Raw genomic sequence first — 9,522 nt, forward strand, 5'->3', positions numbered from 1 at the left:
GTTACCCTGATTCACCCGATTGCGATGGACGATGGTCTGCGTTTCGCAATCCGTGAAGGCGGCCGTACCGTTGGCGCGGGCGTTGTAGCAAAAGTTCTGAGCTAATTCGTTAGCTTTGAATTTGAAAGAGGGCACTTCGGTGCCCTTTTTGCTGCCTGCTATTCAGCCATCCTTCCATTACAGCCGTTCACACTTTTCTGCAAAATCCGGTACCGCTGTCCTGTTGTAATCATAACCATTCTCATTTACACTTTGCGCATTAAGTGAACGGGAGTGATCCATGTACGTTTGTTTGTGTAATGGTGTAAGTGATAAAAAAATCCGCCAGGCTGTGCGCCAGTTTCACCCTCAATCATTCCAGCAACTCCGCAAGTTTGTTCCAGTAGGAAATCAGTGTGGTAAATGCATTCGTGCTGCTCGCGAGATAATGCAGGATGAGTTGACCCAGATGCCGGAATACAAAGAGATTGCCTGAGGCTCTATCTTTTTTTTGACATCCCTGTAGCCCCATCTACGCTTCAATGAGTGGAAGCGGAGGGACTACATAATGAAAGGTGATGTTAAAATCATAAATTATCTCAATAAATTATTGGGAAATGAGCTTGTCGCAATCAACCAGTACTTTCTCCATGCGAGAATGTTCAAGAACTGGGGGCTGACCCGCCTCAATGATGTTGAATACCATGAGTCCATCGATGAAATGAAGCACGCCGATTTGTACATCGAGCGTATTCTGTTTCTCGAAGGAATCCCGAACTTGCAGGATCTTGGCAAACTCGGCATTGGTGAAGACGTTGAAGAGATGCTGCAATCAGACCTGCGTCTGGAGCTGGAAGGTGCGAGAGATCTGCGTGAAGCGATCGCCTACGCTGACAGCATCCATGACTATGTCAGCCGCGATATGATGATCAAAATTCTTGCCGACGAAGAGCACCACATTGACTGGCTGGAAACCGAACTGGATCTGATCGCTAAACTTGGTATGCAGAATTACCTTCAGTCGCAGATTAAAGTCGAAGGTTAAAACCGTATTAGCGTGGGGTAACCCACCACGAAACCCGCTGCCGCGAGGAAGGGTCCAAACGGCAGCGGGTTTTTTATTACCTGCAATTTACGGTGGCGGCAAAGAGTGAAAGCTACTGCGCAGCAGCCAAAGAGTGCTGCAAAAAATACAAGAGCAGGCAATGCAGGCCAGCCGTGCCACGCGCCGAGTGCGGCAAGATACTTCACATCGCCATAGCCCAACCCTTCACGTCCACGCAATAATCGATATCCCCAGTATATAGCTGCAAAACTTGCATAACCCGCCATTGCCCCGACGACAGCATCTGCCAAAAAATCAGGGCGTGATAAACAGTGCCAGAGCAAGCCCGTCCAGAGAAGAGGGCAGGTGTAGCGATCCGGAAGCAGCTTTGAGCGCAGGTCACTCCTGACAAGTAGAAGGTTTAATACGACATAGATAATGAGAAAAAACATGGCGTCCCTGCCTTAAGCTTTACCAATCCGCTGGCAAGAGTGCTTCATACGAATGAACAAGGGAAGGGGAGGGTGAGCAGAGTGCGAGCTGATTTCCAGAGATTCTATGCATGATAAAAAGGGCGACACTCTCTTTGCGAGCCAGCACGCACCGCTGTTTAATTTCTAAACTGGACTTGCGTCCGCGCCAGATTTACGTATAATGCGCGGGCTTGTCGTAATTGACGGCTGGTTCGATCTGAACCATAGCGACGATGTTTGCCGCTAACAATGCTCCCAATCGGGGAGCTACGTAAGAACGATTACACTCCCCCATCAATCGTAATGGGTGTGAGGAGTAATTATTTTCGTCTATAAATAATTGGAGCTCTGGTCTCATGCAGAACCAAAGAATCCGTATCCGCTTGAAAGCGTTTGATCATCGTCTGATCGATCAATCAACCGCCGAAATCGTCGAAACTGCGAAGCGCACTGGTGCGCAAGTACGTGGTCCGATCCCGCTGCCGACCCGCAAAGAGCGCTTTACCGTTCTGATCTCTCCGCACGTCAACAAAGATGCGCGCGATCAGTACGAAATCCGCACTCATAAGCGTCTGGTTGACATCGTTGAGCCAACCGAGAAAACCGTTGATGCTCTGATGCGTCTGGATCTGGCTGCCGGTGTAGACGTGCAGATCAGCCTGGGTTGATCAGGTCATCGAGCGATTGAGAGGTTGAAACAATGATTGGTTTAGTCGGTAAAAAAGTGGGCATGACCCGCATCTTCACTGAAGATGGCGTTTCTATCCCAGTAACCGTAATCGAAGTTGAAGCAAACCGCGTTACTCAGGTTAAAGATCTGGCTAACGATGGCTACCGCGCTATCCAGGTTACCACCGGTGCTAAAAAAGCTAACCGCGTAACCAAGCCGGAAGCGGGTCACTTCGCTAAAGCTGGCGTAGAAGCTGGTCGTGGTCTGTGGGAATTCCGTCTGGCTGACGGTGAAGAGTTCTCCGTAGGTCAGGACATTAGCGTTGAGCTGTTTGCTGAAGTTAAAAAAGTTGACGTAACTGGCACCTCTAAAGGTAAAGGTTTCGCAGGTACCGTTAAGCGCTGGAACTTCCGTACCCAGGACGCTACTCACGGTAACTCCCTGTCCCACCGCGTTCCGGGTTCTATCGGTCAGAACCAGACTCCGGGCAAAGTGTTCAAGGGCAAGAAAATGGCAGGTCAGCTGGGTAATGAGCGCGTAACCGTTCAGAGCCTGGACGTAGTACGTGTTGACGCTGAGCGCAACCTGCTGCTGGTTAAAGGTGCTGTCCCGGGTGCAACCGGTAGCGACCTGATCGTTAAACCAGCTGTGAAGGCGTGAGGAGATAGCAATGGAATTAGTATTGAAAGACGCGCAGAGCGCGCTGACTGTTTCCGAAACTACCTTCGGTCGTGACTTCAACGAAGCGCTGGTACACCAGGTTGTTGTTGCTTATGCAGCTGGTGCTCGTCAGGGTACTCGTGCTCAGAAGACCCGTGCTGAAGTAACTGGTTCCGGTAAAAAACCGTGGCGCCAGAAAGGCACCGGCCGTGCGCGTTCAGGTTCTGTTAAGAGCCCGATCTGGCGTTCTGGTGGCGTGACCTTCGCTGCACGTCCGCAGGACCACAGTCAAAAAGTTAACAAAAAGATGTACCGCGGCGCGCTGAAAAGCATCCTGTCCGAACTGGTACGTCAGGATCGTCTGATCGTTGTCGAGCAGTTCTCTCTGGAAGCGCCGAAAACTAAGCTGCTTGCTCAGAAACTGAAAGACATGGCTCTGGAAGATGTGCTGATCATCACCGGTGAGCTGGACGAGAACCTGTTCCTGGCCGCACGTAACCTGCACAAGGTTGACGTACGCGATGCGACTGGTATCGACCCGGTTAGCCTGATCGCCTTCGACAAAGTCGTAATGACTGCTGATGCTGTTAAGCAAGTTGAGGAGATGCTGGCATGATTCGTGAAGAACGTCTGCTGAAGGTGCTGCGCGCACCGCACGTTTCTGAAAAAGCGTCTACTGCGATGGAAAAAACCAATACCATCGTTCTCAAAGTTGCAAAAGACGCGACCAAAGCAGAAATCAAAGCTGCTGTGCAGAAACTGTTTGAAGTCGAAGTCGAAGTCGTTAACACCCTGGTAGTTAAAGGGAAAGTTAAACGTCACGGACAGCGTATCGGTCGTCGTAGCGACTGGAAAAAAGCTTACGTCACCCTTAAAGAAGGCCAGAATCTGGACTTCGTTGGCGGCGCTGAGTAAGTCGGAGGAGTAATACAATGGCAGTTGTTAAATGTAAACCGACATCTCCGGGTCGTCGCCACGTAGTTAAAGTGGTTAACCCTGAGCTGCACAAGGGCAAACCTTTTGCTCCGTTGCTGGAAAAAAACAGCAAATCCGGTGGTCGTAACAACAATGGCCGTATCACCACTCGTCATATCGGTGGTGGCCACAAGCAGGCTTACCGTATTGTTGACTTTAAACGCAACAAAGATGGTATCCCGGCAGTTGTTGAACGTCTTGAGTACGATCCGAACCGTTCCGCGAACATCGCGCTGGTTCTGTACAAAGACGGTGAGCGCCGTTACATCCTGGCCCCGAAAGGCCTGAAAGCTGGCGACCAGATTCAGTCTGGCGTTGATGCTGCAATCAAAGCAGGCAACACCCTGCCGATGCGCAATATCCCGGTTGGTTCTACCGTTCATAACGTAGAAATGAAACCAGGTAAAGGCGGTCAGCTGGCACGTTCCGCTGGTACTTACGTTCAGATCGTTGCTCGCGATGGTGCTTATGTCACCCTGCGTCTGCGCTCTGGTGAAATGCGTAAAGTAGAAGCAGACTGCCGCGCGACTCTGGGCGAAGTTGGCAATGCTGAGCATATGCTGCGCGTTCTGGGTAAAGCAGGTGCTGCACGCTGGCGTGGTATTCGCCCTACCGTTCGCGGTACTGCGATGAACCCGGTCGACCACCCACACGGTGGTGGTGAAGGTCGTAACTTTGGTAAGCACCCGGTAACTCCGTGGGGCGTTCAGACCAAAGGTAAGAAGACCCGCAGCAACAAGCGTACTGATAAATTCATCGTACGTCGCCGTAGCAAATAATTTTAGAGGATAAGCCATGCCACGTTCTCTCAAGAAAGGTCCTTTTATTGACCTGCACTTGCTGAAGAAGGTAGAGAAAGCGGTGGAAAGCGGAGACAAGAAGCCCCTGCGCACTTGGTCCCGTCGTTCAACGATCTTTCCTAACATGATCGGTTTGACCATCGCTGTCCATAATGGTCGTCAGCACGTTCCGGTATTTGTTTCCGACGAAATGGTCGGTCACAAACTGGGTGAATTCGCACCGACTCGTACTTATCGCGGCCACGCTGCTGATAAAAAAGCGAAGAAGAAATAAGGTAGGAGGAAGAGATGGAAACTTTAGCTCAACATCGCCATGCTCGTTCTTCTGCTCAGAAGGTTCGCCTTGTTGCTGACCTGATTCGCGGTAAGAAAGTGTCGCAGGCTCTGGATATTCTGACCTACACCAACAAGAAAGCGGCTGTACTGGTCAAGAAGGTTCTGGAATCTGCCATTGCTAACGCTGAACACAACGATGGCGCTGACATTGACGATCTGAAAGTTGCGAAAATTTTCGTAGACGAAGGCCCGAGCATGAAGCGCATTATGCCGCGTGCAAAAGGTCGTGCAGATCGCATCCTGAAGCGCACCAGCCACATCACTGTGGTTGTGTCCGATCGCTGAGACTCTGGAGACTAGCAATGGGTCAGAAAGTACATCCTAATGGTATTCGCCTGGGTATTGTAAAACCATGGAACTCTACCTGGTTTGCGAACACCAAAGAATTCGCTGACAACCTGGACAGCGATTTTAAAGTACGTCAGTACCTGACGAAGGAACTGGCGAAAGCGTCTGTATCTCGTATCGTTATCGAGCGTCCGGCTAAAAGCATCCGTGTGACTATTCACACTGCTCGCCCGGGTATCGTTATCGGTAAGAAAGGTGAAGACGTTGAGAAACTGCGCAAGGTCGTAGCGGATATCGCTGGCGTTCCTGCTCAGATCAATATCGCCGAAGTTCGTAAGCCTGAACTGGACGCAAAACTGGTTGCTGACAGCATCACTTCTCAGCTGGAACGTCGTGTTATGTTCCGTCGTGCTATGAAGCGTGCTGTACAGAATGCCATGCGTCTGGGCGCTAAAGGTATCAAAGTTGAAGTTAGTGGCCGTCTGGGTGGCGCTGAGATCGCACGTACCGAATGGTACCGTGAAGGTCGCGTTCCGCTGCACACACTGCGCGCTGACATTGACTACAACACCTCCGAAGCGCACACCACTTACGGTGTAATCGGCGTTAAAGTGTGGATCTTCAAAGGTGAGATCCTTGGTGGTATGGCTGCAGTTGAACAACCGGAAAAACCGGCTGCTCAACCTAAAAAGCAGCAGCGTAAAGGCCGTAAATAAGGAGCGTCGCTGATGTTACAACCAAAGCGTACAAAATTCCGTAAAGTGCACAAAGGCCGCAACCGTGGTCTCGCGCAGGGCACGGATGTGAGCTTCGGCACTTACGGTCTGAAAGCTGTTGGCCGTGGTCGTCTGACCGCTCGTCAAATCGAAGCAGCACGTCGTGCTATGACTCGTGCTGTTAAGCGTCAGGGTAAGATCTGGATCCGTGTATTCCCGGACAAGCCGATCACCGAGAAGCCGCTGGAAGTTCGTATGGGTAAAGGTAAAGGTAACGTGGAGTATTGGGTTGCCTTGATTCAACCGGGTAAAGTCCTGTATGAAATGGACGGTGTTCCGGAAGAGCTGGCCCGTGAAGCCTTCGAGCTGGCAGCAGCAAAACTGCCGATTAAAACCACCTTTGTAACTAAGACGGTGATGTAATGAAAGCAAAAGAGCTGCGTGAAAAGAGCGTTGAAGAGCTGAACACCGAGCTGCTTAACCTGCTGCGCGAGCAGTTCAACCTGCGTATGCAGGCTGCGAGTGGCCAGCTGCAACAGACTCACCTGTTGAAGCAAGTGCGTCGTGATGTCGCACGCGTTAAGACTTTACTGACTGAGAAGGCGGGTGCGTAATGACCGATAAAATCCGTACTCTGCAAGGTCGTGTTGTTAGCGACAAAATGGAGAAATCCATTGTTGTAGCTATCGAACGTTTTGTGAAACACCCGATCTACGGTAAATTCATCAAACGTACGACCAAACTGCACGTACACGACGAGAACAACGAATGCGGTACCGGCGACGTGGTTGAAATCCGCGAATGCCGTCCGCTGTCCAAGACTAAGTCCTGGACGCTGGTTCGCGTTGTAGAGAAAGCGATTCTGTAATAGAGTACGCGTTCTCTAACGAATAAACGGCTCAGAAATGAGCCGTTTATTTTTTCTACCCATATCACAGAAGCGGTGTTATAATGCCGCGCCCTCGATATGGGGCTTTTTATCGACCCTGATTTTGGGGTCTTCAGTAGTAGTTGACATTAGCGGAGCACTAAAATGATCCAAGAACAGACTATGCTGAACGTCGCCGACAACTCCGGTGCACGTCGCGTAATGTGTATCAAGGTTCTGGGTGGCTCGCACCGTCGCTACGCAGGCGTAGGCGACATCATCAAGATCACCATCAAGGAAGCGATTCCGCGTGGTAAGGTCAAAAAAGGTGATGTGCTGAAGGCGGTAGTGGTGCGCACCAAGAAGGGTGTTCGTCGCCCGGACGGTTCTGTCATTCGCTTCGATGGTAATGCATGCGTTATTTTAAACAATAACAGCGAGCAACCTATCGGTACGCGTATTTTTGGGCCGGTAACTCGTGAACTTCGTTCTGAGAAGTTCATGAAAATTATCTCTCTGGCACCAGAAGTACTTTAAGGAGCGAGTCATGGCAGCGAAAATCCGTCGTGATGACGAAGTTATCGTGTTAACCGGTAAAGATAAAGGTAAACGCGGTAAAGTAAAAAATGTTCTGTCTTCCGGCAAGATCATTGTTGAAGGTATTAACCTGGTTAAGAAACATCAGAAGCCGGTTCCGGCCCTGAACCAACCAGGTGGCATCGTTGAAAAAGAAGCTGCAATTCAGGTTTCTAACGTTGCACTCTTCAATGCGGCAACCGGCAAGGCTGACCGTGTAGGCTTTAGATTCGAAGACGGCAAAAAAGTCCGTTTCTTTAAATCTAACAGCGAAACTATCAAGTAATTTGGAGTAGTACGATGGCGAAACTGCATGATTACTACAAAGACGAAGTAGTTAACAAACTCATGACTGAGTTTAGCTACAATTCTGTCATGCAAGTCCCTCGGGTCGAGAAGATCACCCTGAACATGGGTGTTGGTGAAGCGATCGCTGACAAGAAACTGCTGGATAACGCAGCAGCTGACCTGGCAGCAATCTCCGGTCAAAAACCGTTGATCACCAAAGCGCGCAAATCAGTTGCGGGCTTCAAAATCCGTCAGGGCTATCCGATCGGCTGTAAAGTGACTCTGCGTGGCGAACGCATGTGGGAGTTCTTTGAGCGCCTGATCACTATTGCTGTACCTCGTATCCGTGACTTCCGCGGCCTGTCCGCTAAGTCGTTCGACGGTCGTGGTAACTACAGCATGGGTGTCCGTGAGCAGATCATCTTCCCAGAAATCGACTATGACAAAGTCGACCGCGTGCGTGGTTTGGATATTACCATTACCACTACTGCGAAATCTGACGAAGAAGGCCGTGCTCTGCTGGCTGCCTTTGACTTCCCGTTCCGCAAGTAAGGTAGGGTTACTTCATGGCTAAGCAATCAATGAAAGCACGCGAAGTTAAACGCGTAGCTTTAGCTGAAAAATACTTCGCGAAACGCGCTGAACTGAAAGCGATCATTTCTGATGTGAACGCTTCCGACGAAGATCGTTGGAACGCTGTTCTCAAGCTGCAGAGTCTGCCGCGTGATTCCAGCCCGTCTCGTCAGCGTAACCGCTGCCGCCAAACTGGTCGTCCGCATGGTTTCCTGCGGAAGTTCGGGTTGAGCCGTATTAAGGTCCGTGAATCCGCAATGCGCGGTGAAATCCCGGGTCTGAAAAAGGCTAGCTGGTAATTGTCACCAATTGAATCACGGGAGTAAAGACAGATGAGCATGCAAGATCCGATCGCGGATATGCTGACCCGTATCCGTAACGGTCAGACCGCGAACAAAGCTGCGGTCACCATGCCTTCCTCCAGGCTGAAAGTGGCAATTGCCAACGTGCTGAAGGAAGAAGGTTTTATTGAAGATTTCAAAATTGAAGGCGACACCAAGCCGGAACTGGAAGTGACTCTTAAGTACTTCCAGGGAAAAGCTGTGGTAGAAAGCATTCAGCGTATCAGCCGCCCTGGTCTGCGCATCTATAAAAGAAAAGATGAGCTGCCGAAAGTTATGGGTGGTCTTGGTATCGCAGTTGTTTCTACCTCTAAAGGTGTTATGACTGATCGTGCAGCGCGCCAGGCTGGTCTTGGTGGCGAAATTATCTGCTACGTAGCCTAATCGGAGGAAAGAATGTCTCGTGTTGCTAAAGCACCGGTCGTCATTCCTGCCGGCGTTGATGTAAAAATCAACGGTCAGGTTATCACGATCAAAGGTAAAAACGGCGAGCTGACTCGTACCCTGAACGATGCTGTTGAAGTTAACCAGGCAGACAATGCCCTGACCTTCGGTCCGCGTGATGGTTACGTGGATGGTTGGGCTCAGGCTGGTACCGCGCGTGCCCTGCTGAACTCAATGGTTATCGGTGTTACCGAAGGCTTCACTAAGAAGCTGCAGCTGGTTGGTGTAGGTTATCGTGCAGCGGTTAAAGGTAGTGTTGTAAACCTGTCTCTGGGTTTCTCACATCCTGTTGACCATCAGCTGCCGGCGGGTATCACTGCTGAATGTCCGACTCAAACTGAAATCGTGCTGAAAGGCGCTGATAAGCAGGTGATCGGTCAGGTTGCAGCTGATCTGCGCGCCTACCGTCGTCCTGAGCCTTATAAAGGCAAGGGTGTTCGTTACGCCGACGAAGTCGTGCGTACCAAAGAGGCTAAGAAGAAGTAAGGTA

The 9,522-nt window shown here is 50.5% G+C and carries 21 protein-coding genes; 20 read left to right on the top strand and 1 reads right to left on the bottom strand.

Going from position 1 to position 9,522, the window contains the following annotated elements; genetic code table 11:
- The 3 genes from SOM48_RS22110 to bfr form a co-directional block, all read left to right on the top strand.
- Positions 1 to 105: EF-Tu C-terminal domain-related protein (locus SOM48_RS22110; RefSeq protein WP_072093990.1), on the top strand; the 105-nt coding region annotated here is incomplete at its 5' end.
- A 175-nt stretch (positions 106 to 280) separates the two neighbouring features.
- Positions 281 to 475 carry a bacterioferritin-associated ferredoxin gene (gene bfd, locus SOM48_RS22115; protein ID WP_034812717.1) on the top strand — a complete coding sequence of 65 codons (195 nt, stop codon included), beginning with the start codon at positions 281 to 283 and terminating at the stop codon, positions 473 to 475.
- Positions 476 to 547: 72 nt separating this feature from the next.
- On the top strand, positions 548 to 1,024 hold the full coding sequence (gene bfr, locus SOM48_RS22120) for a bacterioferritin (protein ID WP_034812713.1): 477 nt from the start codon (positions 548 to 550) through the stop codon (positions 1,022 to 1,024).
- Here the strand turns inward: bfr and SOM48_RS22125 are convergent.
- Positions 1,021 to 1,476 carry a prepilin peptidase gene (locus SOM48_RS22125; protein WP_320513032.1) on the bottom strand — a complete coding sequence of 152 codons (456 nt, stop codon included), beginning with the start codon at positions 1,474 to 1,476 and terminating at the stop codon, positions 1,021 to 1,023. The two genes, bfr and SOM48_RS22125, sit on opposite strands and share 4 nt — an antisense overlap.
- Positions 1,477 to 1,853: 377 nt before the next feature.
- Between SOM48_RS22125 and rpsJ the strand changes: the two genes are divergently transcribed.
- The 17 genes from rpsJ (at position 1,854) to rplF (ending at position 9,518) form a co-directional block, all read left to right on the top strand.
- The gene (rpsJ, locus tag SOM48_RS22130; protein WP_001181005.1) at positions 1,854 to 2,165 is read left to right on the top strand and encodes a 30S ribosomal protein S10; all 312 of its coding nucleotides are present in this window, start codon (positions 1,854 to 1,856) and stop codon (positions 2,163 to 2,165) included.
- 32 nt (positions 2,166 to 2,197) lie between these two features.
- Positions 2,198 to 2,827 (top strand): 50S ribosomal protein L3, encoded by a 630-nt coding sequence (gene rplC / locus SOM48_RS22135; RefSeq protein WP_023479430.1) that lies wholly within the window; start codon positions 2,198 to 2,200, stop codon positions 2,825 to 2,827.
- Positions 2,828 to 2,837: 10 nt separating this feature from the next.
- Positions 2,838 to 3,443 carry a 50S ribosomal protein L4 gene (rplD, locus tag SOM48_RS22140; RefSeq protein WP_023479434.1) on the top strand — a complete coding sequence of 202 codons (606 nt, stop codon included), beginning with the start codon at positions 2,838 to 2,840 and terminating at the stop codon, positions 3,441 to 3,443.
- Positions 3,440 to 3,742, top strand: coding sequence for a 50S ribosomal protein L23 (gene rplW / locus SOM48_RS22145; protein WP_000617546.1), 303 nt, complete (start codon positions 3,440 to 3,442; stop codon positions 3,740 to 3,742). Before rplD ends, rplW begins: the two co-directional genes overlap by 4 nt.
- A 17-nt stretch (positions 3,743 to 3,759) precedes the next feature.
- Positions 3,760 to 4,581, top strand: coding sequence for a 50S ribosomal protein L2 (rplB, locus tag SOM48_RS22150; protein WP_023479412.1), 822 nt, complete (start codon positions 3,760 to 3,762; stop codon positions 4,579 to 4,581).
- Between the two features lie 16 nt (positions 4,582 to 4,597).
- A complete protein-coding gene (gene rpsS / locus SOM48_RS22155; RefSeq protein ID WP_001138115.1) occupies positions 4,598 to 4,876 on the top strand; it encodes a 30S ribosomal protein S19 in 279 nt (92 codons plus the stop codon).
- Between the two features lie 14 nt (positions 4,877 to 4,890).
- Entirely contained in the window at positions 4,891 to 5,223 is a 333-nt protein-coding gene (gene rplV, locus SOM48_RS22160) for a 50S ribosomal protein L22 (protein WP_002919773.1), read from the top strand.
- A 17-nt stretch (positions 5,224 to 5,240) separates the two neighbouring features.
- On the top strand, positions 5,241 to 5,942 hold the full coding sequence (gene rpsC / locus SOM48_RS22165; RefSeq protein WP_000529945.1) for a 30S ribosomal protein S3: 702 nt from the start codon (positions 5,241 to 5,243) through the stop codon (positions 5,940 to 5,942).
- A 12-nt stretch (positions 5,943 to 5,954) separates the two neighbouring features.
- Positions 5,955 to 6,365, top strand: a complete 411-nt coding sequence (gene rplP, locus SOM48_RS22170; RefSeq protein WP_007369814.1) for a 50S ribosomal protein L16 — start codon at positions 5,955 to 5,957, stop codon at positions 6,363 to 6,365.
- A complete protein-coding gene (gene rpmC, locus SOM48_RS22175; RefSeq protein ID WP_004388609.1) occupies positions 6,365 to 6,556 on the top strand; it encodes a 50S ribosomal protein L29 in 192 nt (63 codons plus the stop codon). Before rplP ends, rpmC begins: the two co-directional genes overlap by 1 nt.
- Positions 6,556 to 6,810 (top strand): 30S ribosomal protein S17, encoded by a 255-nt coding sequence (gene rpsQ / locus SOM48_RS22180; protein WP_017460070.1) that lies wholly within the window; start codon positions 6,556 to 6,558, stop codon positions 6,808 to 6,810. Before rpmC ends, rpsQ begins: the two co-directional genes overlap by 1 nt.
- 165 nt (positions 6,811 to 6,975) lie before the next feature.
- Positions 6,976 to 7,347 (top strand): 50S ribosomal protein L14, encoded by a 372-nt coding sequence (rplN, locus tag SOM48_RS22185; protein WP_023479426.1) that lies wholly within the window; start codon positions 6,976 to 6,978, stop codon positions 7,345 to 7,347.
- Between the two features lie 10 nt (positions 7,348 to 7,357).
- On the top strand, positions 7,358 to 7,672 hold the full coding sequence (rplX, locus tag SOM48_RS22190) for a 50S ribosomal protein L24 (protein ID WP_016538464.1): 315 nt from the start codon (positions 7,358 to 7,360) through the stop codon (positions 7,670 to 7,672).
- A gap of 14 nt (positions 7,673 to 7,686) precedes the next feature.
- On the top strand, positions 7,687 to 8,226 hold the full coding sequence (rplE, locus tag SOM48_RS22195; RefSeq protein WP_023479410.1) for a 50S ribosomal protein L5: 540 nt from the start codon (positions 7,687 to 7,689) through the stop codon (positions 8,224 to 8,226).
- Positions 8,227 to 8,240: 14 nt separating this feature from the next.
- Complete coding sequence (gene rpsN, locus SOM48_RS22200) at positions 8,241 to 8,546, top strand: 30S ribosomal protein S14 (protein WP_007369817.1); 306 nt, start codon at positions 8,241 to 8,243, stop codon at positions 8,544 to 8,546.
- A gap of 33 nt (positions 8,547 to 8,579) precedes the next feature.
- Complete coding sequence (rpsH, locus tag SOM48_RS22205) at positions 8,580 to 8,972, top strand: 30S ribosomal protein S8 (protein ID WP_023479407.1); 393 nt, start codon at positions 8,580 to 8,582, stop codon at positions 8,970 to 8,972.
- A 12-nt stretch (positions 8,973 to 8,984) separates the two neighbouring features.
- Positions 8,985 to 9,518, top strand: a complete 534-nt coding sequence (gene rplF, locus SOM48_RS22210; protein ID WP_023479418.1) for a 50S ribosomal protein L6 — start codon at positions 8,985 to 8,987, stop codon at positions 9,516 to 9,518.
- Positions 9,519 to 9,522 lie beyond the last annotated feature (4 nt).

Source organism: Kosakonia sp. CFBP8986 (genome assembly GCF_034044935.1).
Taxonomy (GTDB): domain Bacteria; phylum Pseudomonadota; class Gammaproteobacteria; order Enterobacterales; family Enterobacteriaceae; genus Kosakonia; species Kosakonia cowanii.

Coding starts and splice junctions, on each gene's coding strand:
- rpsS (WP_001138115.1), top strand. CDS start 4,598: ATGCCACGTTCTCTCAAGAAAGGTCCTTTTATTGACCTGCACTTGCTG.
- rplV (WP_002919773.1), top strand. CDS start 4,891: ATGGAAACTTTAGCTCAACATCGCCATGCTCGTTCTTCTGCTCAGAAG.
- rpsN (WP_007369817.1), top strand. CDS start 8,241: ATGGCTAAGCAATCAATGAAAGCACGCGAAGTTAAACGCGTAGCTTTA.
- rplB (WP_023479412.1), top strand. CDS start 3,760: ATGGCAGTTGTTAAATGTAAACCGACATCTCCGGGTCGTCGCCACGTA.
- rplF (WP_023479418.1), top strand. CDS start 8,985: ATGTCTCGTGTTGCTAAAGCACCGGTCGTCATTCCTGCCGGCGTTGAT.
- rplW (WP_000617546.1), top strand. CDS start 3,440: ATGATTCGTGAAGAACGTCTGCTGAAGGTGCTGCGCGCACCGCACGTT.
- rpsH (WP_023479407.1), top strand. CDS start 8,580: ATGAGCATGCAAGATCCGATCGCGGATATGCTGACCCGTATCCGTAAC.
- rplC (WP_023479430.1), top strand. CDS start 2,198: ATGATTGGTTTAGTCGGTAAAAAAGTGGGCATGACCCGCATCTTCACT.
- bfr (WP_034812713.1), top strand. CDS start 548: ATGAAAGGTGATGTTAAAATCATAAATTATCTCAATAAATTATTGGGA.
- rpsJ (WP_001181005.1), top strand. CDS start 1,854: ATGCAGAACCAAAGAATCCGTATCCGCTTGAAAGCGTTTGATCATCGT.
- rpsQ (WP_017460070.1), top strand. CDS start 6,556: ATGACCGATAAAATCCGTACTCTGCAAGGTCGTGTTGTTAGCGACAAA.
- rplN (WP_023479426.1), top strand. CDS start 6,976: ATGATCCAAGAACAGACTATGCTGAACGTCGCCGACAACTCCGGTGCA.
- rplP (WP_007369814.1), top strand. CDS start 5,955: ATGTTACAACCAAAGCGTACAAAATTCCGTAAAGTGCACAAAGGCCGC.
- rpmC (WP_004388609.1), top strand. CDS start 6,365: ATGAAAGCAAAAGAGCTGCGTGAAAAGAGCGTTGAAGAGCTGAACACC.
- rpsC (WP_000529945.1), top strand. CDS start 5,241: ATGGGTCAGAAAGTACATCCTAATGGTATTCGCCTGGGTATTGTAAAA.
- bfd (WP_034812717.1), top strand. CDS start 281: ATGTACGTTTGTTTGTGTAATGGTGTAAGTGATAAAAAAATCCGCCAG.
- rplE (WP_023479410.1), top strand. CDS start 7,687: ATGGCGAAACTGCATGATTACTACAAAGACGAAGTAGTTAACAAACTC.
- rplD (WP_023479434.1), top strand. CDS start 2,838: ATGGAATTAGTATTGAAAGACGCGCAGAGCGCGCTGACTGTTTCCGAA.
- SOM48_RS22125 (WP_320513032.1), bottom strand. CDS start 1,476: ATGTTTTTTCTCATTATCTATGTCGTATTAAACCTTCTACTTGTCAGG.
- rplX (WP_016538464.1), top strand. CDS start 7,358: ATGGCAGCGAAAATCCGTCGTGATGACGAAGTTATCGTGTTAACCGGT.